This window comes from Candidatus Weimeria sp. HCP3S3_B5 (assembly GCF_052064335.1).
GTDB lineage: Bacteria > Bacillota > Clostridia > Lachnospirales > Lachnospiraceae > Weimeria.
The window spans coordinates 79,465-101,864 of sequence record NZ_JBQHVU010000002.1 but is presented as its reverse complement, the minus strand read 5'-3'; the positions used below and the strand labels follow the sequence as shown (position 1 = coordinate 101,864).

The following is a 22,400-nucleotide window of genomic DNA, read 5'->3' as shown; positions in this document are numbered from 1 at the left end:
AAAATATGCTATACTTCTACTATTATGATGGAATTTAAGGATTTGTCAATCGGATACGGCAGAAGACCGCTCGTAAGAGTGCCCGATATGAAGATAGAAGCCGGAGAGATAATAAGCATTACAGGCCCCAACGGAAGCGGTAAATCAACTCTTTTACGGACTCTTTCCTGTCTGCTTCCTCCGGTATCGGGAGATATAGTATTCAGCGCAAAGGACGGGAGGATGCTTAGCCTCTCTTCGGTCGACAGGAGAAGCGCCTCTATGAATATTGCCGCCCTGTTCACCGACAGGATCCGGGGCAACGGGCTCAGATGCTATGACTTAACGGCTGCAGGGCGCTATCCCTACTCAGGCTTCTTCGGGAAGCTGAGTGAAAAGGATCAGGATATAATAAATGAGGCAATGGAGCTTACCGAGACCACTGACCTTAGTGAGAGACTCTTTGATTCCCTAAGTGACGGGCAGAAACAGAGGGTCCTTCTATCCCGCTGCTTATGTCAGAAGCCTCTTTATCTCCTGCTCGACGAGCCTACTGCCTTTCTCGATCTCAGATACCAGTATCTACTTAGAAGGATACTCTCTGTCCTTAGTGATCGGGGTGTCACCGTGATCATGTCCATACATGAGCTTTCTCTGGCCTCTGAGTGCTCATCGAGGCTTATTACGATTGACAGCTCCCATCTCTCTTCGATCAGAGATCCGGAATCGCTTAAGGACATGGACTTCGTAAAAAAGCTTTTCGGGATCAGCTCATCCCTGATCTGAATATGATTGAATCTATAAGGTCCATATCGAGCTTCTCCTCCATCATATATGAGAGCCTGTCAAGCTCCCTTGAATTTTCCTCTGAAAGATTGCTTGTATAATGGGTTTCTACCCTTACTCCCTTTTCCCGGGCAAGAGAGTGCACAAGAGAATCTGTTATCTCTGCTGAATCAAAGAAGCCGTGCATATAGGTCCCGGCTATCCTTCCTTTTCTGTCAATATATCCGCACTCTCTTCCGTCACTGGTAAGAAAAAGATGCTCTGCTTCCCTGGTGAAGCTGCTTATGCCTGCATGGATCTCATATCCGCTTGCCTTCATTCCGTTTGCAAGTATCCCGTCTGTCCTTACCGTAGTTTTTTCTGGAGAAAGCTCCGTTATCATAGGTATAAGTCCAAGACCTTCTTCCTCTCCGCCCTCTTCTACTCCATCTGGATCTCTTATGACCTCTCCAAGCATCTGATAGCCGCCGCAGATCCCGATCACAGGTAGCCTTCCGGCATATTTTTTTATAAGATCGGAAAGTCCGCTTTTCTTAAGCCACCTGAGATCCCTTATGGTATTCTTGGTCCCCGGTATGATCACCATATCAGGCTTTTGAAAATCCGCCACTGAATGCACATATCTGACCGAGACCTCAGGATATCTCTCCAGCTGGAGGAAGTCAGTATAGTTTGAAATATGGGGGAGTCCGGCTACTGCAATATCTATATCCGATATATCATTCCTCTCAAGCCGTCTTGACAGCGAGTCCTCCTCAGGCAGATCAAGCTGCATCATAGGAAGAACTCCTGCTACAGGCCGTCTGGTCCTCTGCTTTAGTATTTCCACTCCATCCGAAAACAGTCTCTCATCTCCGCGGAATCTGTTTACTACAAGCGCCCTTATCCTCTCCCTGTCCGGCTTATCAAGCAGGGCAATGCTACCATAGAGCTGGGCAAATATGCCTCCCCGGTCTATATCACCTACGAGCAGAACAGGTGCATCGACAACGGCTGCAAATCCAAGATTTACTATATCATTTTTCATCAGATTAAGCTCGCATACAGAGCCTGCTCCCTCGATAAAGACTATGTCATTATCCCTTGCAAGCTTATAATAACTTTCTTTTATTATCGGAAGCAGCTTTCCCTTGATCCTGAAATATTCTGCAGCAGACAGGGTCTCTTCTGCCTTTCCATTTATTATGACCTGGGAGGCCGTGTCCTTAGTCGGCTTCAAAAGGATGGGGTTCATCTCGACAGAAGGCTCCCTGCCACAGGCAAGAGCCTGAAGAGCTGTCGACGTCGCTATCTCTCCTCCGTCAGGAGTTACCGTCGAGTTTAGCGCCATATTCTGTGACTTGAATGGAGCGACCCTGTATCCTCTTCTGCTGTAGATCCTGCAAAGCCCTGCAGTAAGAAGGCTTTTCCCGACTCCGGACATAGTACCGGCGATCATAAGGTTATTGGTTAGGGATGGTATATTTGTTCTCATGGGGATATGGTACTATATTGGAGGATTAAGGTCAATGAGATCTGGTCACACCTCGCACCTCGCACCTCGCACCTCACACCTCACACCTCACCTTTACCTCCCCCACCACCTATGCTATACTTACTCCTATGAATAACAAAACTTTATCATCTGGTAACTATGAAATTCCTGTTTCCCTGTCCGGTGGCAGCGGGCGGGCTGGTATTGCCTCTCCGGCTCCAGTCCATATAAAAGCAGGAAAGACAACTGCAGAGATCACCTGGTCGTCAGGCTACTATGACTATATGAAGGTAGACGGCAGGAAATATCTGAAGGTAAACAAGAAGGGCAACTCACGCTTTGATATACCTGTAAAGGACTTAAACAAGCCTCTTCGTGTCATAGGAGATACGACTGCTATGACAAAGCCTCACGAGATCTCATACACTATCCGCTTCGATACAGCAAGGGCAAAAAGGACCGGGTCAGGCCCGCTCATTATCGTCCCTGTTCTTGCAGCTATAGTAATAGCAGTCATTGCTGCTGGTCTTTTCATCAGAAAAGAAAGGAGACATTAAATGTCACAGAAGACGCGAGACCATTCTATGCCAGCAGTTTTCTTATTGCTTATCTCAGCCTGCCTTCTGCTTTCATCATGCTCTATCCTTCCTACCTCCGGGACAAAGCAATATGTCTATACAGAGCAGAAAAAGGCAGCCATAGGCACCAGAAATGAGAAGGAGCTTTTAAAAAAGCTTTCCACAAACGGCTTTACAGAGGGGACGACCTACCAGAATACGGCCGCCACTCATTTCTCAGTCACAGAATATAAAAAGTACGGTAAAACCCTCTATCTGCTTGTCATAGAGGGCAATCAGAACTACCTGATCTGCCCTTGGGACTTCTCCACAGATGAGGTAAAAAAGGATTTCGGAGACGAGCTTACTATTATCGATCAGGGCCATGGCAATATCTACCTTGCAGCTACGGCATGCGGTTCCTTCTTCAGGGCCTGTAATGCTATAGATGATATAGGCTTCTCAAGCATTAGACCCGCTGACTGGTCCATATCACAGCTTAAGGATGCAATGGATAATAAGCAGATAAAGTTCGCCGGAAAGTATTCTGCTCCAGATTATGAAAGGCTTACCGACGGGAAAGCCTCGTTGGCTATTGAATCAACTATGATCCTTCATACTCCTGCTGTCAGGGAAAAACTCCTTAAACTAGGCATTCCTGTGATGATCGATTACTCGAGTTATGAATCAACTCCAGAGGCAAGGCTTGAATGGGTAAAGGTTTACGGGATCATCACCGGTCATAAGAATGAGGCCTTCCGCTTCTTCAACGAGAAGTACAAGAACATAGAAAAGGTAAACCAGCTGGAAAAGACCGGCAAGTCCGTCGCATATTTTTCTCTTGATGCAGAAAACAATGTAGTCGTCCGTTCCGGAAGCGACTATATACCTGCAATGATAGAACGTGCCGGCGGAGAATATGCCTTCCCCGATCTTAAAAACCCTGACAGCGATTCGCACTCTCCTACTGTAAATCTCTCCTTTGAGGATTTCTATAAGACCGCAAGGGATACAGATATAATGATAATAAACACAACTATAGAAGGAAGCATAGGTTCCTTATCCGCTCTTACCGACAGAAACAGCCTATTTAGTGATATGAAGGCTGTAAGGGATGGAAATGTATATGAGACAAGCGCCGATATATATCAGTCAGCTGACGAGAGCGATCAGATAATAAACGACATGCACCGTATCATCAAGGGTAAGAAAGCGAAAAAATATTTTAAAAGGCTTGACTAATGACACAGAAAAAAGACTACAGACGTTTCATACTGACCATTGTACTGCTTTTATGCCTGCTTATCATCTTCTTTTTGATAAACATTTCGACCGGCTCAGTAAGGATCCCCCTGTCTCATATACTTGACAGGGATCAGGTCATAATAAGACAGATCAGACTTCCAAGGGCTCTGCTTTCAATGATAATAGGCGGAGCCCTTGCCGTTTCAGGCTTCCTGCTTCAGACATATTTCAGAAATCCGATAGCCGGTCCATTCGTACTTGGTATTTCATCCGGAGCGAAGATGGCTGTCGCTATCCTGCTATTTATGTCAGTCTCCTTTTCGGCAAGACTTTCAAGCCTGTCAATGGTTCTCGCTGCCTTTGCCGGATCTATGGCTGTAATTGTATTTCTTGTCCTTATATCATCCCATATAAGCGGAATAGCCCCACTTCTTATAGCCGGCATAATGACAGGCTATATCTGCAATGCTGTCTGCGATATGCTTGTCACATTTTTTTCTGACAACGACATAATAAATCTCCATAACTGGACCAGGGGAAGCTTTTCGGGAGCCGATATGAGAAGCGTCCATATATCATTTATAATAGTTTTGGCCTGCTTTATCATAGTCCTTGCCCTGTCAAAGCCTATAGAGGCTCTTATGCTTTCTGAATCCTATGCCTTTACAATGGGAGTAAATGTAAAGCGGCTTCGGATCCTTATCATTATAATAAGCGGTATCCTCTCAGCAACAGCCGCCGCCTTTGCCGGGCCTGTATCCTTCGTTGGAGTCGCTGTTCCATTCCTTGCCTCGAGACTTTTAGGAAATACAAGGCCTCTTTTTGTGATACCAGCCGCCTTTCTTACAGGCTCCCTTATGTGCCTTGTGTGCGACCTTATGGCAAGGACTCTCTTCTCACCTACAGAGCTTAATATCAGCACAGTTACCTCTATAATAGGAGCTCCTGTAGTGATAATCATGATAATAAAGAACAAAAGAGACCAGGGGGCATAAAATATTAGAGACGGCTGTAAACCAGCCGCCTCTGAAAAAGGAAAGAAAAGATATATGTTGTTTATTCCACATCAGCAAGGGCTTTGAAATCTTCCTCTCCGGTGCGGACCTTAACAACCCTGGTAACGTTATATACGAAGATCTTCCCGTCGCCTATATGACCGGTATAAAGGGTCTTCTTCGCAGCTTCTATCACGTTCTCAACCGGAACGTTTCCGACTACTACCTCTACCTTTACCTTAGGAAGAAGTGTCGAATCAACTACAGCACCACGGTACTTTGTTGTCGAGCCACGCTCGATTCCAGATCCCATGACCTGTGACATTGTCATTCCTGTAACACCTACCTGGTTCAGTGCCTTCTTTAAGGCATCGAACTTTGCCAGACGGCAGATGATTGTTACCTTATGGATACCGCTGTCGAGATCTGCTGGAAGCGGTGCCTCCTCGCGAACCTTGACTGCTGCATTGATCTGAGCCTCAGATGCCTTCTCGAAGTCATCCTCACCGAGATCAGTGTTCTCATTTGCATCGACCTCCATGTCTGTGACATCGGTGATAGCAAATCCTGAATATGCGCTTACAAGTCCGTGCTCTGCATAGTCGAGACCGTCGATCTCGATCTGCTCTGATACACGAAGGCCTACTGCCTTGTCAATGATCTTGAAGGCAATGAACATTACTACAAGGGCATATGCCTGAATGCAGATGAAGCCTAATACCTGAACTCCAAGCTGCTTGAAGCCGCCGCCATAGAAAAGTCCCTTTGCTATCCCGTCGTTTCCGGCTGAGAAGAGACCTACCGCAACAGTTCCCCAGACACCATTTACCATATGTACTGAGATAGCTCCTACAGGATCATCGATCTTTGCTACGTTATCAAAGAACTCTACTGAGAATACTACTATAATCCCGGCTACAAGTCCGATGAAGAAGGCTCCAACAGGTGTAACACAGTCACAGCTTGCTGTAATAGCTACAAGTCCTGCAAGTGAAGCATTGAATGTCATCGAAACATCCGGCTTGCCATAGCGGAACCATGTGAAGATCATTGCCACTACTGTTGCGACTGCTGCTGCAAGGTTTGTGTTCATGAATGCAAGTGATGCTACAAATGCATTGTCTCCTGAAGCCATTGCTGTTGTAGATCCGCCGTTGAAACCGAACCAGCAGAACCAGAGGATGAATACTCCGAGTGCCATTGCTGTAAGGTTATGTCCCGGGATAGCTCTTGCCTTGCCGTTCTTGTCATACTTACCGATACGAGGTCCAAGCATTGCTGCTCCGAGGCAGGCAATCGTTCCACCGACCATATGGACAAGTGCAGATCCTGCGAAATCATGGAAGCCAAGCTGTGCGAGCCAGCCTCCGCCCCAGCCCCAGTGTCCTGTTATAGGATAGATGAAAAGTGAAATGCAGGCTGAGTAGATACAGTATGCCTTGAAGTTGGTTCTCTCTGCCATGGATCCGGAAACGATCGTAGCTGCTGTAGCGCAGAAGACAGTCTCGAATATTACATAGCACCATAAAGGCATTGTCTGAGGAACCACCGAATTCTTGGCTCCATAAAGGGCTGCATGAGTGATGAATGGATCGAACTTACCGATGAACTTTCCTGTTCCTGCGAACATAAGTCCGAATCCGATGAACCAGTAGCATGGTGTCCCTATACAGAAGTCCATCAGGTTCTTCATCAGAATGTTTCCTGTGTTTTTGGCTCTGGTAAGGCCCGCCTCACACAGTGCAAATCCTGCCTGCATGAAGTAAACCAGTGCTGCGCAGATCAGCACCCAGATTACTGTTGTCATTTCAAAGTGCATTTTTTCCTCCTATTCCAGAAACGGAAGCCGCATCGCTTCTCTGCAGGTAAGGCCATGCTCTTCCAATTCCCAAAAAAAATGACGCCTGATGCGCTATATAGCGCACCAGACGTCTTTGTCTGTGATGTGATAAAGGATATACTATTTCTTGAAATATGTCAAGAGGAAATTTATTTATAAAGCGATCTTACCTCAGAGGTGATAAGTCCGCCTCCCTGTCTGTACCATTCCTTAGTGAATTCATCAAAGCTGCTTAAGGGGGATTCTCCTGTGACGATGGTCAGAAATGTCTTCTGCTCAAGCTCCTTAAGCTTCCACCAGCGCTTCTTCATAGCGTCTGTCTCTATATTATGAAGACAATTCACCTCCCTTACCTTATTGTTGGTAAAGGCTCTGCAGGCGGTAATCCTTGAGGTATAGGCTGCCCAGTTGTATAATCCCTTATCAGAGTCCTTCCCTGACTTCAGATAGTCCCTGCAGGCCTCATAATAGGAGCCCTCCAGCAGGTCTAAAGAGGATGCCTTCATCTTGCCATGAAGGACTGCTGTAAGGTCATTATAGCAGATGGTAAGGGCATTCTTGAAATCAACGTTTACTGACAGGGGTCTTGCAGTAGGATCCACATTATTTATATAGTAGTCCTCAAGCTCCCTTGTCGCAGGCTTCCCGTAAGGGAGATCATCAAAGAGCACGCTTACTATCTTCATAACGACCTCAGGATGCTTATAGCCCTTCCTTACGACTACGAACTTGCCATTAGGATTCTGTGAGGGGAAGCTGGTAAAGCCCTGAGAATCCGTCTTGATAAGATATGGCATCCATCTGGCCCTGCTGTCCTTTTTTACTGAATCGATAAGAGGATTGTTCGGAGCCCACCAGGGTCCGAAAAAAGCCCCGCATTTTCCTTCTGTAACAAGATCTATCAGATTACCTGAATCCCTGACAAAGAAATCCCGGTCGAGAGTCCCCTCCTTATACATATCCCGGAGATAAGAAAGAGCCTCCTTTGTCTCAGGCTGGACAGAACCGTAGACATATTGCCCCTTTTTCTTATACCACTGGCCTGGATAGGATGAAAAGGCTGCAAAAATGATATCGGTCTGATACTCCTGAGAATACCCAGCATCTCCTGTAAGCTCAGGAGTCGTGATAAGACCCGTAGAATCAGGATAGGCCCTCTTAAAAGCCTTAAGGATGGTCCTTACATCTGATATATCCACAGGAGCAGAAAGACCAAGCTCATCCATCCAGTCCTGTCTGAGCCATAGAAGAGAGGGACCGTTGTCTATATTGGTCTCGGGAAGGGCATAGAGCCTGCCATTAAAGGTCACCGGCTCAAATATCTCATCACCGTATGACTCATATATCTTCTTGATCCTCGATGAGGCGCAGTTCCTGTAAGCGGTGGTCAGGTCCTCGACAAGGCCCGCGCTTACAAGTCTCCGCAAGGTTGACTCATCATTCACCAGACATACATCAGGCATATTTCCTGAAGCGATCGAGATAGATACACGGTCGTTGTAGTTATTGTCACTAAGCTCAAATACGTCCTTATTTACTACGTTGATCCTTTTTTCAACATACCTGGTATAGGCATTATCCTGATAGGAATCGCCTGATGGCATATTGGATCTGTTACTTGCCGAAAGCTTGCCTAAGGTATAGGTCACCTTTGACGGATATCTGCCGAATGGAGTCCTTGACGCTGCCCTCATGACACGCTCTCTCTCGGCAGATCTATACTGCTTATCACCCGTTAGACAGGCGCATACCAGACAAAAGACCGTCAGCATACAAAGGCAGAGTAATTGTACAATCTTCTTTCTCATGATAAAAATTATACAACAAACAAAAAAATAAAGCCACCCCAGCCGGGGCGGCTTTATATTCATCAGCCTTTGACGGCTCCTGTGAGTCCGTCTGTATAGTATTTCTGCATCGCGATATAGAGTATTGCGATAGGAACCGAGATACATACAGCACCTGAGGCGAATCTGGTGTACCACTGGTAGATATTCTCCTTCTGGAGCATATTCCAGAGTCCGATAGCCACAGTATAGTAGTTGGCATCGGTACCGATGATGACCTTACTGAAGATGAAGTCGCACCATGGTCCGATGAAGGAGGTAAGTATCGTATATACCACGATCGGCTTCGACAGAGGAAGGGTGATCTTTGTAAAGATCTGCATATTGGTAGCACCGTCAAGCCTTGCGGCCTCATCGAGCTCCTTAGGTATGGTATCAAAGAATCCCTTACATACGAAATAGTTAAGGATTCCTGCGCCACCTGAGTAGACAATAGTAAGAGCTACGAGCTTAAGTCCTCCCTGAGTAAGACCTACACCCTTAAGGATGTAATAGATAGCTATCATGGCCATAAATCCAGGGAACATACCAAGGATCAGGCTCATGTTGAGCATCATCTTTCTGGCCTTGAATCTGAGACGGCTCATTACATATGCTATGCTTACTATAAAGAAAGTAGCTATTACACAGGATACCAGAGCCACAACAAGAGTATTTAAGAACCATCTTGGGAAGTTAAATACATCTGTATCTGTAAAGAGTGTCGTGTAATTCTTTAAGGTCCAGCTCTTTGGCAGGAAGGTGGTCGTGTAGGAGCCCTTTTCTGCCCTGAATGATATCATGACTACCCAGAAGAGAGGGAACAGCCATATCACTGATAGTACAACAAGGATCGCATGGACCAATATATTTCTTGCTTGTCTTGACATATTACTGGAACGCCTCCTCGTTTTCTAATACCTTTGACTTCTTAAGCGCTATAAGTGAGAACGTGGCGGAAAGTATAAATACGAGTATCGAGATGACTGCACCGTAGTTATAGTTCTTCTTGTCAATTGTCAGCTTATAGAGCCAGGTTACAAGCAGGTCTGTCTTTCCTGCGGTTCCATTGTTGTAATCCATGGAAACCGGAGCTCCTCCTGTAAGCAGGTAGATGACATTGAAGTTGTTGATGTTACCTACGAAGGATGTGATCAGGTAAGGAGTCGTTACGAACAGGATGTATGGCATTGTTATCTTGAAGAAGATAGTAAGCGGTCCTGCTCCGTCCATCTCTGCTGCCTCATAAAGCTCCTTAGGGATATTCTGAAGGATTCCTGTTACCTGAAGCATTGTAAACGGTATACCTACCCAGAGGTTTATTATTATTACCGTAACCCTTGCCCATGTCGCATCAGTCCAGAATGGAAGCGATTTCTGAATCAGTCCTGCATTCTTAAGCAGTACATTTACTGCTCCGTCAGGCTGAAGCATTGTCCTCATGATAAGCAGCGATACGAACTGAGGTACTGCGATAGAAAGCACGAAGATGAATCTCCACAGGCTCTTGAGCTTCGTATCCCTTCTGTTAATAATAAGAGCAAGGACAATTCCAAAGATATAGTTTAAGAATGTTGCAAATATTGCCCAGACAATGGTCCATCCGAGTATATGCCAGAATGCGTATCCCAGTCCGTTATCGGATGAGAGCATGGCCTGGAAATTCTCAAGACCTACCCAGTGGAAAAGAGAGCCAGGCGGCTGATGATGCTGATCGTAGTTCGTGAATGCGATCAGAGCCATGAAAACCAGCGGTACAATAGTGAATGCAAAGATGCAGACTAATGGTCCGCTGAGCAGGAACTTGTAGAGATTGCCGTCAAACAGCGACCTTATATCCTCTGCAAAAGTGTTTAAGTGTCTTCCGTGCTTTGCATAGATCTGTGACTTGTAGGCACTTCTAAGTCCGTCAGCCCATACCATGGCGAAGCAGAAAATCACAAATAGTGTGAAGGTTCCATAAAGCAGGAAAAGCATAGAGTTGTCGCCTGAGGTATATTCATATACCTGCTTGGCGTCATTCCATACCTCTCCTCCCTTATTGGTTCCAAGAGTTACGAGTCCTTTTAAGAATCCAACTCCGAGCTCTGCCATATACAGGAAAAAGAGAAGCTCCACAGCCAGATACATAAGTCCCTTTCCTATCTGTCTGTGCGCGAAATTCCCGGCTCCCATGATCACTGCCGAGCATCTCGTCGCTGCGTCTCCATGGGCAAGGGCGTTTCGGAATGTGATCTCCTCCGGATCCTTTACCTTTTGTTTCTTCATATGATTTGTCCTCTGTAAAAGAACCCTGACGCCCCGGGTACCCGGAGAGCGCCAGGGTTCTTCGTGATAATATCAAGACCTTGGTTTCTGGTGATTACTTGCCTATCTGGCTGTTGATTCCCTCAACCATCTTCTTGGTCTTCTCTGCTGCGTTAGCGTCTGTTACATCTCCGTTAACGATCTCGCCGCCCATGGTTGCTGCCGGATCCCAGTAAGCGCCCATCTCGTCAAGTACAGGCTGTGTCTTTGAGGTGTTGGCAATTGTATTTGCCTGAGCTACTGCGACTTCATCCTTCTGAACTGTATTAGATGCAATGAGCTTCTTGTTGCAAGGGATGATTCCACGAGCCTCAAATCTGATCCTCTGGCAGGCCTCTGATCCGAGATAAGAAGCAAGTGCTACTGCTACATCCTGATCCTTGCATTTAGGGTTAACACCGATTGCCTTTGATCCAGCAAAGGCGCAGAGCTGACCCTTCTGTCCGTTGATTGTTACTGCAGGAAGCTGTGTGCATGCGAAGTTCTTTCCAAGAGCTTCCTTAATAGCTGCTGCATCCCATGATCCTGAGCAGTAAGCTCCGAGCTTTCCGTCCTTGAACTTGGCGATAGATGAACCATCCTTCTCGTTTGAGAACTTAGGGTTCTTAGCAAGTGCTACCATGTACTTTGTAGCTGCGATTCCCTGATCATTGTCCCAGTCACACTTTGCTTTAGGATCATCGCCGTTAGCTCCGAAGAGTGTTCCGCCTGCTCCATAGTAGAATGCTGAGATATACCATGAGTTGTCAAGAGCGAATGCGAAGTTTGTAACGCCCTTTCCAAGATCCTTTGACATCATTGTGTCCAGATCCTTTACATCTTCTGCTGAGTACTTGCTCTTGTCGTAGTAAAGGAACCAGGTATTTCCAGTATAAGGAACTCCGTATACCTTGTCCTTGAATGTAACTGAAGTTGAGATAGAATTATCGTTGTCCTTCTTTACCTGATCTGCATAGTTACCGCCGATCTGAGCGAGGGCTCCAGCATTTACAAGTGCAGGGATCTGATCGTTTGCATACATATAAACGTCTGCAGCGTTATCAACATCCTTTGTGACTGTGTCCCTGGCATCTCCCTCGGAGCAGACACCGTACTTGAATGTGATGTTCCACTCAGGATGATCCTCGTTGAACTGGTCACACATGTACTTAAGGATACCATCCTTGTACTGATCCTTGCCGTCGATGGCTGCCTGATCCTCCTGCGGACCCCAGACTGTAAGTGTAACATCCTTGGTCTCAGTCTTCTTGGAAGAGCTGCTTGCCTTTCCAGTGCTGCTGCTCTTTGTTGCTGAGCCACCGCATCCTGCGAGCATTCCTGCTGCCATTGAAGCAGTAAGAAGGGTTGCTACGATTTTCTTTGCCTTCATGTCTTGTTCCTCCTTCTTCGCCTTTTATAACCGGCTTAAGAAAATTTTTGTTTACAATGTATATTATAAGGTTGATTTGGGAGGACGTAAATATTACTCTTTTTTGATTTATGTTTGATTTTTGTCTTTTATGTGAATTTTTGGGATAGTAATCGTACATATGGTCCCAAAACCGACCCTGCTCTTTACCTTTACCCCATATTTTTCTCCATAAAAGAGCTTTATCCTCTCATTTACATTTGCAAGTCCGTATCCATGACTCTTGAATGTGGTGATCTTTTCTGCCGTTTCCTCATCCATTCCTACTCCGTCATCAGAAACAGTAAGAACAATCGTATCCTGATCCTGCCTGCCTATTATCTTTATATAGCCTCTTCCGCTTTCCTTCATATCTATACCATGATCGATGGCGTTTTCCACAAGCGGCTGCAGGATAAGATTTAAGGTCTCATAGGGCAGGATCTCCTCATCTATATCTATAACTGTATCAAAGCTGTTGTCATGCATATAGAGCTGGATGGCTATATAGCTCTTTACGTTTTCTATTTCCTTCTCTATTGTAAGGACGTTTTTCCCCCTGTTAAGTGATGTCCGGTAAAAGTTGGACAGAGCCAGCGTGATTCTTGATATATCATCTGCCCCTACCTCTATCGCCTTCCAGTTGATAAGAGAAAGTGAATTATAGAGAAAATGCGGGTTGATCTGGGCCTGAAGGGCCTTCATTTCAGATTTTCTTAAAGCCAGCTTATTCTCATAGTTTTCCTTTATCAGCACATTTTCCTCATCCAGCATGGATCCGAAGCCGCGGATCAGATCTCCTATCTCATCGGCTGAGTCGCTTTTTACAGTAAGGGTCCTGTTGCCTTTTCCTACCTCTACCATGTTCTTTCCAAGGGCAGATATATCCTCTACCACATAATGATTGAATAATACTGATGCAATATATAGTGTAGATGCTACTATAGCTATATATGCCAGAAAGGCCAGTATCACTGTCTTGTGCTGGGCCGGCGAAAATCCTATACCGGTGTAAATTGCCGCTGTAAGGTCTGTCCCTGAGATACGCCTTTTTACAATATAATGGCCGTCATATGTTTCCCTTTTGAAATATGCTCCAGAATTTTTTATCTTCCCTGCCTCTCCTGCTCTGTAAATGGCCTCTCCATCCTTATTAAAGACAAAAAGTCCCTGTCCCTTTCCGCATATATCCTTGTATTCTCCGAAGAAATCATTATAATCAAGCTCCAGGCAGAGGATGCCATTCACTCCGTTCTGCTCCATCAGAGGCATTGTACGTACAAGCCGGACCTTGTCTTCCTTCTTGTCTATTAGAATGACTGAGGCTGCACCGAAATCTGCCCTGTTATCCCTATACCATTTTTTATCCTTTATTGATGAAAGCGGAGCGATCGAATCTCCATGCTCTGGAATATCCCTGTCTACATAGATAGTAATCCCATTTATCCCATGTGAAAAATATGTTGGTGATGTAAGAATAGGGTCAACGGTCTTATTCAGCTGCTCATAGAGCTCGAAGCTCCTGCCATTATAATTACTGCTTAATACATCGCTGACCGACTGATTATAGGCTATATAATTTGCCAGATTATCATAGACCCTGATGTCTGATAACATCTGGGCCGTTGACTGCATAAGGGTCTGCCTTACTGCGCTCCTTGCGCTTATGCGAAGCGTTCTGCCCTCCTGACTTACCAGAGCTATACCAAGTATCAGTATAGGAAGGGCGCTTATAGAAATATAGATAAACATGATCTTTCTGATTAGAGAAAGATCCCTGAACCTGCGTCCCAAATGATTTCTGATCCTGTGTGACATTTAACTGTCCTCTTCATCGCGATATTTCTGCGGACTTACTCCGTAATATTCCCTGAAGCTCTTGCAGAAATAGGATACATTCGGATATCCGACCGAAGCACTGATATTTACTATTTTCTCATGTGTATCTGTAAGGAGCTGCTTTGCCTTCTCCATACGGAGAGACTTTATGAACTTGGACAGCGTCTGGCCTGTCTCCTTCTTGAACACATGTGACAGATAACTCGGAGCCATATATACCTTTTCTGCAAGTGCCTCTATCGAAAGCTCCCTGTCATAGTTTTCATAGATATATTTCTTTACTGTATCTATCTCCCTGTGATTGGTCCTGGTAGCTGACAGGCAGGTCGATTCCAGAAGGGATATGCCCTTATCTAAGATATTCATCACCTCTGAAAAATCTGTCGTACGATATAGCCTGTCCACATCGCTTGAAAGAGAGTCCTGATTGTCCTTCGGAAGCGCATCATAGATCTCCTTCATCAGGTTCGAAAAGACGAACTTCACATAGATCTGGGAAAAGGCTGCATTCTTCCTGTACTTGTCACAGAGCCTCTCATAGTGCTCGCGGAGTCCGACCATATCCTTAAGGTTTATATCCTGTCTGATCTGCTTCATAAGAAGATCTGAATCTATGTCACTAAGATCCGGAGTCCCCTCGACACCCTCTCCTGATATGAATACCTTGGTATCGAGCAGATAGAAACGGTTCTCCATCAGAGTCTCCAGATCCTCATAGCTCCTTGAAAGCGCCCTCAGATTAGCTCTTCCTCCCGGCAGAGGCTCTGATACGGCAATATATGGCGTAGTCCCGTATCTCTTCTCGACAGCTGCTGCTATTTCCTTCCCCAGTCTTCTCCTGTCACTTATTTCTCCACTGAATAAAAGAAGGCTGTTCATAGGATCTATATTCAGATAGGTAAACTCTCTTCCAAGAGCAGTCTTCATATCCTCACCGAAGTTCATGGCCCCAAGTCCGAAGAAATCATGATCAGCTGAAAGCAGAACCATGATAGAGTAATCATAGGCAAAGTCATCCGGCAGTATATTCCTGATCGAAGCATTAAGGCTCTCCGGATCCACTCCGTTCACAAGAGTAAGAAGGACATGCTCCAGGATAAAGTCACCGCGTTTATTACGGTTTTCACTCTCCAGTGCTTCCTCATACATCTGCTTGGTTATCCCCTCTATTGTCTTATGGAACTCTGCCGGATCGACGGGCTTTAGTATATAGTTGGTGATGCCGTTTTGCATTGCCTTTCTTGCGTACTCGAACTCACCGTATCCGGAAAAGATCACCATCTTCATTTCCGGATACCTCTCGGCGCAGATCTCTGTAAGCTCAAGTCCATCCATGAATGGCATCTTAATATCGGTAAGCATCAGATCCGCCCTTGTCTCGGACAGCAGCGAAAGAGCCTGCTTTCCGTTTGATGCCTCTCTTATATGGCAGTCAAGCTTTTCTCTCCTAAGGAGCATTATAAGCCCCTTTCTCTCGATTGCCTCATCATCTACGATCAGTATTTCCATAGGTTCCACCTGTCTGTACAAAAATAGGAATGCTGCCCGAAGGCAACATCCCTATTTTAACACAAATATCACTCGGTAGACAACTGATCAGTTTATCTTGAATGCCAGATCTCCTTGTCATACTGATCTATAGTACGGTCAGATGAGAAGAAACCTGCGTTTGCTATATTTATAAGGCACTTCTTAGCCCAGACATCTCTGTCCTCGAAGTCGTCCCACATTCTCTTTCTGGTCTTCAGATAATCCTCGAAATCAGGGAAGGTCATGAACCAGTCCTTGTTCAGAAGCTCATTGTAGAGTCTCTCGAGATTCTCTGCGCAGCCAACGCTTCTTACTGTATCGGAAACTATGAAGTCCACGCATTCCTTAAGAACAGGATCCTTATCGTAGTAGCTTCTGGAATTGTAGTCGCCTCTTGCGTATCTGTCTATTACTGTCTGTGAATCCTCACCGAAGGTATAGATATTGTCAGATCCTACAAGATCTGCTATCTCGACATTTGCTCCGTCCATTGTACCTATAGTAAGGGCTCCGTTAAGCATGAACTTCATGTTAGAGGTTCCTGACGCTTCCTTTGAGGCAAGGGAGATCTGCTCAGATATATCTGCTGCAGGGATCACACAGGATGCCTTTGTCACATTATAGTTCTCTATCATTACCACCTTAAGGTAAGGGCTTACCTGAGGATCATTATTAGTGATCTGCTGCATGCAAAGGATAAGATGGATTATATCCTTTGCTATAGTATAGGCCGGTGCAGCCTTTGCTCCGAAGATCGCTGTGATAGGTCTCTTCGGAAGATTTCCCTTCTTGATCTCGAAGTACTCATGGATAAGAGAAAGGACATTGAGCTGCTGTCTCTTGTACTCATGAAGTCTCTTTACCTGTACATCGAATATGGAATGTCCGTCGAGCTCTATGCCCTGGGTCTTTCTCATGAAGTCTGCAAACTTCTTTTTGTTATGTACCTTGATCGAGCGGAGAGCCTCAAGGGTTGCCGGATCATCCTTGTAATCGAGAAGCTTCTTAAGCTCCATAGAATCCTTCTTGAAGCCTGAGCCAATCCTTGACTCGATAAGGTCTGAAAGCTCAGGGTTGCAGTCCAGAAGCCATCTCCTGAAGGTGATGCCGTTGGTCTTGTTATTGAACTTGTCAGGATAGATCCTGTAGAAGTTGTTAAGCTCTGAGTTCTTCAGGATCTCTGTATGCAGATAGGCAACTCCGTTTACACTGTGGCTGAAATGGATATCCATGAAGGCCATATGCACATTTCTGTTGTCATCTATGATATAGACTGACTTATCCTTGTAGGTATTCTTTACCTTGGCGTCAAGGATAGCGATTATAGGCATAAGCTGCGGAACAACCTGATTCATGAAGTCATAATTCCAGGTCTCGAGAGCCTCTGCAAGAATGGTATGGTTGGTGTAGGCACATGTCTTTGTGACAATGTCTACTGCCTCATCCACATCTATTCCGTGAAGGACAAGAAGTCTGATGAGCTCAGGGATCACCATTGACGGATGCGTATCGTTGATCTGGATAGCTGCATAGTCATAGAGATCATGGAGATTGCTTCCCCTTCCGAGGCACTCCTCTATGATGAGCTGGGCTCCGGCGCTTACCATGAAGTACTCCTGATAGATACGGAGCATCCTTCCCTTGTCATCTGAATCATCAGGATAAAGGAAGAGTGTCAGGTTCTTCTCTATATCGTCCTTATTGAAGGAAATAGAATCTCCCTCAGTGATATGCTCGTCTACAGAGTCTATATCAAACAGATGAAGCTCGTTTGTCCTGTTCTCATATCCTGTAACAGGAATATCATACATATGCGCATGTACTGTATGGTATCTGAACTCTACATCGAAATATTTCTTTCTGTCTATAAGCCATGAATCCTTTGTGATCCATGGGTTAGGAGTCTCCTTCTGGAGATTGCCGGCAAATTCCTGCTTAAAAAGTCCAAGATGATAATTGATCCCGACTCCGTCTCCGTGAATGCCGATAGAAGCCATTGAATCAAGGAAGCAGGCTGCAAGACGACCGAGTCCGCCGTTACCTAACGAAGGCTCATTCTCGACCTCTTCAATATCATATATGCTCTTACCATTGTCCTGAAGCTCCTTCTTTACCTGATCGAAGATGCCGAGGTTTAACATATTGTTGGAGAGGAGCTTTCCAATAAGGAACTCTGCGGAAATATAATATACCTTCTTCTTTCCTGCATCGGACTTCCTCTGCTCTGCCATATCCTTTACAATATGAAGGAGGGTGATATAGAGCTCCTCATTCGTGCACTGACTTATTCCTCTTCCAAAAAGCTTCTTTGCGGTTTCTTCTACCATCTGTTCCTTGTTTACCTTTCTGTTCTCATTTCTTGCATAGGTGTCTGAGAGTTTACGCAGCTTCCTTATCTTGTCCTGAGTAAACTCTCCTGCCTTCATTCTCCATCTCCAGTTAGTACCTATAGTGGATGGAAGATTCATCCTTGCTGAGTTATCCTTTTCAAGGATATCCTGCATCTGGATCACTACTGTATCCGCCACGCTCATATATGCCATTCTAAGGATATTCGTGATCAGTTCCTTCTGATCCGATGAGCCTGTGTAGTCAAGCAGATACTGATATCCCATAGGAGAAAGGCTCTTGAAATATCCGACAAGGGTCTCATTGTCATGGGTACCGCTGTAGACCACACAGTTCCTGTCGTACATATGAGGCAGATATTCATTATTCCTGTTGCCATCAAAGGCAAACTCAAGGATCTTCATGCCGGGATAGCCTGTCTGTGAGAGAAGCTTCTTCACTCCATCGATCTGGACACCTAAGTCCTCTGCTATGACCTTTGATCCGTTCATGACCTGATCTATGGCATCAGTAAGATCCTTTCCCGGTCCCTCCTCATAGTGTCCGTCGACCGGGTCACCATCAACAGGAATACAGTAGTATTTAACGACTCCGAGGAAATGATCGATCCTTACTATATCATAGAGACCTGCTGCGGCTCCCATCCTCTTCTTCCACCATGTGAAGCCGTCCTGCTTCATCTTCTTCCAGTTATAGAGAGGATTGCCCCACTTCTGTCCATAGTCTGAGAAAGCATCTGGCGGACAGCCGGCTACCTCAACAGGCTTTAGATCGCCATCAAGCTGGAAATCAAGCGGATTACACCATACATCTGCCGAATCAAGTGCCACATAGATAGGAATATCTCCTATTATACTGATTCCATGACCGTTGGCATATCTCTTAAGCTCGGTCCACTGTCTGTAAAACTCGAACTGGATAAAGCTGTAGTAGTCGCTCTGCTCTGCAAGAAGACCTCTGTAGTAGTCAAGCGCCTCTGGCTGTCTGGTCTTGATATCCTTATCCCATTCCTGCCAGCTCTTTCCATCGTTCTTATCCTTTAAGGCCATGAAAAGAGAATAATCAGAAAGCCAGCCGCTCTCTCTCTTCTTGAACTGGTCAAAGTCAGTCCGCTGTTCCTTTATAGTCTGATCCGGTGATCCAAGAAAAGCCAGATATGCCTTCTTTAAGATACGAAATCTCTCATTATAAAGCTTGGCATAGTCTATATCAGAATCACTCGAGCCCCAGTCTATCGAAGAAAGCTCATCCCTTGATAAAAGTCCCTGATCAGCCAGTATATCCAGATCTATAAAATATGGATTGCCTGCAAATGCTGAAAAGGCCTGATATGGACTGTCTCCGAAGCTTGTCGGTCCTATAGGCAGTACCTGCCAGTAAGACTGTCCTGCTGCTACCAGATCATCCACAAAGTCATATGCGCTCTTCCCGAATGTCCCTATACCGTATGGTGACGGTAAGGAGCTGACCGGAAGTAGAATTCCTGCGCCTCTGCTCAGTTCCTGCTGTCTCATGGTCGTCATTACCTCCTGTTAGTATACGCATTATATACTAACACTACTGATAAAAGGTTTCCATATAACTTTTTTTAGAAATATATCAATAATATTTTTTCTTTCGCCTGTCTTCCATCCCTGTATAGAGATCATAGAGGAGCGAACCCGTTCTGCCTCTTGCCGGATGATCCTGATCAGAGATATCCACATAGGTCCTGTCGTAGCAGTTTATTATCTTAGTCCCTGCTTCATGGATCCTCACGCGCTCAAAATGGCCGTAATCCTTATGCACATGCCCATGGAGCATGTATTTGGGATGATACTGGTCGATCAGGCTGTTGAAGCATTCAAAGCCATGATGCGGAAGATCGTCCATATCTCCGTATCCCTTCGCCGGCGCATGGGTCACTAAGATGTCGAAGCCGTTTCTTAGGGCTATGGCTCTCTTCAGCTTCCTGATCCGATTCGCCATCTCCTGCTCGGTATACATATCACTACCCTCATGATATCTCATGCTGCCTCCAAGCCCCAGGATACGAAGTCCGTGAAAATCATATATCCTGTCATCTATATCTACGCAGCCCTGAGGCGGCCTCTGGCTGTATCCCCTGTCATGATTCCCCCTCACATACAGCAGAGGACAGTTGGACATGGTCTCTATAAATTCGAGATAGCTGTGGTTTAGATCCCCGCAGGATATGATCAGATCCACATCCTTTATCCTTTCCTTGTCGAAATAATCCCACAGCGCCTTATCCTCTACATCTGCAAGTGCGAGTATCTTCATTTACTGCCTTTCTTTCCCAATGAATCATCTGTCTCCAGTGTTCCGCTCACTGAAACTGCCTTCTCGACCTCCGGTACCAGATCATGCTCCTTCGGGAGACTTCCGATAATATTATCATTAAGCCAGGTCATGGTAAGTATCTCCTCATTGGAGATCTTCGGTGTCCCGAAGCCCTTTATCTTCCTGTGACCCTGAGCCCAGATCTCTCCGTAGAAGGGATTTAACAGCTCACGCTGCATTGCCTGTCTCATTATATCCACAAGCTTGTAGGTCTGGTAGGGCAGATGTGGCGAGAGGATCACATCTATTACCTGTGATGAGATCCCCCACCAGTAGTTCAAGGCCTTTGCCCCCTGGGCAGGATTGTCATCCCAGGTCCCGTCAAGCACCTGATCTATTATAAGCTGATAGTATTTGCCCCAGTCCCAGAGAGGAAATGCCAGATTCTCTATGCTTCCGTCATCTGTAAGCCTGTAAAGTCCGAACTCCCTCGATGCCTCATCCGGCTTTATGAAATCAGGTCCCAGTGCCAGATCTGTATCACAATCATGGAAATATTCCCTCCAGTCAGAATCCTTTACCGAGGACCAGGCCAGATAGATCTCCGACTCAGGATCGGCCATTGAGGCTCCTATGGCGAATGCATTTATCTCAGCTATGGCTCCGTAGATAGGATAGTTGGCCAGATAGCCTATCCTGTGTCCCCTGTTCCTTGTACCTGCTATAAATCCCATCAGGAACTTGGCCTCATACATCCTGCCATAATAGGTGCGGACTGCGCTCTGGGACAGATTCACCGAGCAGTTGAAAAACTTGATATCCGGGAAATGGACTGCACTCTTTAGAGTTTCATTCATCTGAACAGGAGATACGGTAAACATCATCTGAAATCCATCCTCTGCCGCCTCGTCTATTCTCTGTCGCAGGATCTCATCGGTTGCACAGTCATCATATTTCCTTGTGACGACCACTCCCTTGTAATGAGCCTCGACATAGTTTCTCCCCAGCTCATGTCCGTATATCCACTGCGATACATTGGCCGGTTTCTCATAGAAAAAGGCAACCTTTAGCGGCTTGTCAGCAGAATATGACGGTCTGGATGTGAAGAGCGAGACGATCGCATTCATTCCTGAGGTGTCCTTCTTTACCTCCTCCGGATGCTCGACAAGCTCGACCGGATCATCATCACTTGTCACAAGGAACTCGTCCCAGAGCTTTCTTATCCTGCTGATCAGCACATTCTCATTCAGACTTATAATGCTCTTGTCAGTACTATAGAACCTCAGGTATACAAGGAAGGCATCGCCTGTTGTAAGATCAAGCCTGTCTCCTCCCTCCTTCTTGAAGGCCTTGCGGAAGGAATTGTAGTCTGTCCTCAGATCCTCTATCTTCTCCTGAGGCCATTTGTTTTTCAGGTCCTGATTATAGTAGCCGGCAAGCCTTAAGTATCCGCCCTCCTTTGAAAACGAAATATCATAGAGGGGACAGACTCTGTAGAAATCCAGGAATTCGAAATATATCTTATTATCCGTATCCTCGCTTCTTTTGGGCACAAGCCTTATCACATCGGCAAGTACCGTATCAATGCCTAAGAAGGCTGAAACAGATACTCTTTTATTACCCTCGAGCACATAAAAGGATCTCATGTACTCATAGGCCTTTATAGGCTCCCTTATGCCCTCCTCGACTGCGGAATCATAAAGCTTGGACCACTTGGTCGCGAACTCAGACCCGGCTGAAAGCAGCGGCATGAAATCGCTGGCAAAGGCCTCTGTCCTGCCCTTGGTCTTGGTGCCCTTTATATTCTCAATCGGCACCTCAATAAGGCCTACCGGCTCTTCGCTGGTATCCTGAGTTAAGACAATATCCTCAAGGGCCGGCAGATATGGATATCTGCCCCATGATGCATCCCGTCTGAAGGTTCTCTGCCCAATCCTAAGGGCTCTGTTGTAATCATCTATCATTGGCTTCTTCCTCCCGATCAGCTAAAAAACCTGTCTCAA

15 protein-coding genes and 1 pseudogene are annotated in these 22,400 nt (G+C 45.8%); 4 read left to right on the top strand and 12 right to left on the bottom strand.

The features are described from left to right. The first annotated feature begins 24 nt into the window (after nt 1-24). A complete protein-coding gene (locus ACTNCK_RS01750; RefSeq protein ID WP_441080611.1) occupies nt 25-765 on the top strand; it encodes an ABC transporter ATP-binding protein in 741 nt (246 codons plus the stop codon). Here the strand turns inward: ACTNCK_RS01750 and ACTNCK_RS01745 are convergent. Continuing rightward, nucleotides 746-2,239: a cobyric acid synthase gene (locus tag ACTNCK_RS01745; protein WP_441080610.1), complete on the bottom strand. Its 1,494-nt coding sequence runs from the start codon at nt 2,237-2,239 to the stop codon at nt 746-748. The two genes, ACTNCK_RS01750 and ACTNCK_RS01745, sit on opposite strands and share 20 nt — an antisense overlap. Before the next feature lie 128 nt (nt 2,240-2,367). On the opposite strand from ACTNCK_RS01745, the gene ACTNCK_RS01740 reads away from it, so the two are divergent. From ACTNCK_RS01740 to ACTNCK_RS01730, 3 genes are read left to right on the top strand one after another with little or no spacing between them, the layout of a single operon-like run. Further along, nucleotides 2,368-2,796 carry a hypothetical protein gene (locus tag ACTNCK_RS01740; RefSeq protein WP_441080609.1) on the top strand — a complete coding sequence of 143 codons (429 nt, stop codon included), beginning with the start codon at nt 2,368-2,370 and terminating at the stop codon, nt 2,794-2,796. Further along, complete coding sequence (locus ACTNCK_RS01735; RefSeq protein WP_441080608.1) at nt 2,797-4,038, top strand: ABC transporter substrate-binding protein; 1,242 nt, start codon at nt 2,797-2,799, stop codon at nt 4,036-4,038. Next, nucleotides 4,038-5,036: a FecCD family ABC transporter permease gene (locus tag ACTNCK_RS01730; RefSeq protein ID WP_441080607.1), complete on the top strand. Its 999-nt coding sequence runs from the start codon at nt 4,038-4,040 to the stop codon at nt 5,034-5,036. The genes ACTNCK_RS01735 and ACTNCK_RS01730 overlap by 1 nt, the downstream gene beginning before the upstream one ends. A 61-nt stretch (nt 5,037-5,097) precedes the next feature. Here ACTNCK_RS01730 and ACTNCK_RS01725 read toward each other — a convergent pair whose 3' ends face one another. The 11 genes and pseudogenes from ACTNCK_RS01725 to ACTNCK_RS01675 form a co-directional block, all read right to left on the bottom strand. Next, nucleotides 5,098-6,855 carry an ammonium transporter gene (locus tag ACTNCK_RS01725; protein WP_441080606.1) on the bottom strand — a complete coding sequence of 586 codons (1,758 nt, stop codon included), beginning with the start codon at nt 6,853-6,855 and terminating at the stop codon, nt 5,098-5,100. A gap of 170 nt (nt 6,856-7,025) precedes the next feature. Continuing rightward, a complete protein-coding gene (locus ACTNCK_RS01720; protein WP_441080604.1) occupies nt 7,026-8,684 on the bottom strand; it encodes an extracellular solute-binding protein in 1,659 nt (552 codons plus the stop codon). A 62-nt stretch (nt 8,685-8,746) separates the two neighbouring features. Further along, on the bottom strand, nt 8,747-9,592 hold the full coding sequence (locus tag ACTNCK_RS01715) for a sugar ABC transporter permease (protein WP_441080603.1): 846 nt from the start codon (nt 9,590-9,592) through the stop codon (nt 8,747-8,749). 1 nt (nt 9,593) lies between these two features. Continuing rightward, nucleotides 9,594-10,970, bottom strand: a complete 1,377-nt coding sequence (locus tag ACTNCK_RS01710; RefSeq protein ID WP_441080602.1) for a carbohydrate ABC transporter permease — start codon at nt 10,968-10,970, stop codon at nt 9,594-9,596. A 94-nt stretch (nt 10,971-11,064) separates the two neighbouring features. Further along, complete coding sequence (locus tag ACTNCK_RS01705; protein ID WP_441080601.1) at nt 11,065-12,378, bottom strand: extracellular solute-binding protein; 1,314 nt, start codon at nt 12,376-12,378, stop codon at nt 11,065-11,067. A 108-nt stretch (nt 12,379-12,486) separates the two neighbouring features. Next, nucleotides 12,487-14,214, bottom strand: a complete 1,728-nt coding sequence (locus tag ACTNCK_RS01700; RefSeq protein ID WP_441080600.1) for a sensor histidine kinase — start codon at nt 14,212-14,214, stop codon at nt 12,487-12,489. Beyond that, nucleotides 14,215-15,744 carry a response regulator transcription factor gene (locus ACTNCK_RS01695; protein WP_441080598.1) on the bottom strand — a complete coding sequence of 510 codons (1,530 nt, stop codon included), beginning with the start codon at nt 15,742-15,744 and terminating at the stop codon, nt 14,215-14,217. Between the two features lie 92 nt (nt 15,745-15,836). Continuing rightward, entirely contained in the window at nt 15,837-18,092 is a 2,256-nt protein-coding gene (locus ACTNCK_RS01690; protein ID WP_441080733.1) for a glycogen/starch/alpha-glucan phosphorylase, read from the bottom strand. 42 nt (nt 18,093-18,134) lie between these two features. After that, a pseudogene (gene malQ / locus ACTNCK_RS01685) lies at nt 18,135-19,628 on the bottom strand (4-alpha-glucanotransferase); the annotation flags it as partial. Between the two features lie 85 nt (nt 19,629-19,713). Further along, on the bottom strand, nt 19,714-20,397 hold the full coding sequence (locus ACTNCK_RS01680) for a metallophosphoesterase family protein (protein ID WP_441080597.1): 684 nt from the start codon (nt 20,395-20,397) through the stop codon (nt 19,714-19,716). Then, nucleotides 20,394-22,361, bottom strand: coding sequence for a BMP family ABC transporter substrate-binding protein (locus tag ACTNCK_RS01675; RefSeq protein ID WP_441080596.1), 1,968 nt, complete (start codon nt 22,359-22,361; stop codon nt 20,394-20,396). Before ACTNCK_RS01675 ends, ACTNCK_RS01680 begins: the two co-directional genes overlap by 4 nt. Nucleotides 22,362-22,400: the final 39 nt, after the last annotated feature.